Raw genomic sequence first — 1,914 nt, 5'->3', positions numbered from 1 at the left:
AATTCTTTGCAGAGGATGCAGGATTTTGGAGTGAATCTGATCTGTGTAGAAGATGGGATTGACAGCTCAAAAGATAGTGAAAAGCTGATGATTTCTGTTTTATCTGCGGTGGCAGAGATTGAACGAGAGAATATCCTTGTTCAGACAATGGAAGGACGTAAGCAGAAAGCCAGGGAAGGAAAATGGAACGGTGGGTTTGCTCCATATGGCTATGAATTGGTAAATGGAGAATTGCAGATTGCAGAGGACGAAGCGGAGATTATTCGTCTGATCTATGACAAATTTATTCATACTAATATGGGAATCTCAGCGATTGCTGCATGGCTGAACCAGCATGGATATAAAAAGAAAAAACGACAGAATAACACTTTGGATGCATTTGCTTCTTCATTTATAAAAGGCGTTCTGGATAATCCGGTATACTGTGGAAAGCTGGCTTATGGACGAAGGAAGAACGAGAAAGTTTCTGGTACAAGAAATGAATATCGCATTGTAAAGCAGGAAAATTATATGCTGCACGATGGCATCCATGAAGGAATCATCTCAGAAACAGACTGGGAGCTGGCTCATCAAAAACGGGAAAAAACAGGTGTGAAATATGAAAAGACACATAGTCTCGAGCATGAGCATATTTTATCCGGAATATTGAGATGCCCGTTATGTGGAAGCGGTATGTATGGGAACGTGAATCGAAAGAAAAAGAAAGACGGAACCTTATATAAGGATTATTTCTATTATGCGTGTAAACATCGTCGCCTGGTAGATGGTCATAAATGTGGATATCGTAAACAATGGAGCGAAGAGAAGATTAACAATGCAGTGGAAGAAGTTATTCGGAAACTGGTGAAGAATCCTAAATTTGAAGAAGCAATTCTGAATAAAATCGGTTCAAGAATAGACACAGAAGAAATAGAAAAAGAGATTGAAAGACTGGAAAAACAGTACAGGCAGTTGACCGGAGCAAAAGCTAGACTCGGACAGCAAATGGACAGTCTGGATATCATGGATAAATTTTATGAAAAGAAATATCAGGATATGGAGACACGCTTATATCGTCTGTATGATGAAATTGAAGGCGTGGAGAACAGTATAGAAGAAGTTAAGAATCGCCTGCTGAATATCCGGCAACAGAAAATATCAGAAGAAAACGTCTATCAATTTCTTTTATATTTTGATAAACTATATGATAAGTTCACCGACCTGGAGAAGAAAGAATTTCTTAACAGTTTTGTGGAACAGGTGGACATTTACGAGCAGGAGCAGCCAGATGGCAGATTCCTGAAGCACATAAAGTTCCGTTTTCCAGTGTATTTTGGAGACAGGGAGACACAGGAACTTTGTTGGGACAACGAAAGTACCGTTGAGACTGTGGTGTTGCTACAAAGTAAAAATATGTAGAAATCCTTGAATTTACGTACTTTGTGGAGTTTTTCAGTTTCAGAAAAATAGGTGAAAATCACAAAGAAAAGAGCCTTGTGAAGAAAGTAACCGTTGTTGTTGCGTTAGACCTCGGTACGGGGAACACAAAGAATCTTGAATATGAAAATGAATAGAGAGCTATCAGATCATTGATAGATTATAGGGATACTTGTTAAAAGCGGGTGTCCCTATTTTTTATGGGGCATTCCAGAACTGGAGTGTCTTTTTTACTCAGGAGACCGCCCTCGGCGGTCTTTCCTATAAAGTAAAAAAGCCCGCATTTATACGGTTTATAGTAATTTTTATTTCTCGCAAGTGTCGAAGACCCGCCGATTTACAGAAAAAAGGAGAAGGACAGTCCGGATACATAAGGGATTTTTTGAATGACCGCGCGTCGCATTCTCGTTACTTCAGTGATGAGTTAGACGCGCAATTTTTTGTTAAAAAAAGAACATATGTTTACAGAATAAGATATCTATGGTACAATTTGTTCAT

At 38.9% G+C, this 1,914-nt stretch carries 1 protein-coding gene; it reads left to right on the top strand.

Annotated elements, in window-relative coordinates; translation table 11 throughout:
* Nucleotides 1-1,398, top strand: a 1,398-nt coding sequence (locus AC058W_RS11795) for a recombinase family protein (protein WP_479390104.1), incomplete at its 5' end; no start/stop codon positions are given.
* Nucleotides 1,399-1,914 lie beyond the last annotated feature (516 nt).

This window comes from Blautia sp. CGZ-1-C1, from assembly GCF_056504575.1.
Note: the sequence above shows the minus strand (reverse complement) of the source record. Positions and strands in the feature narration are given on the sequence as shown.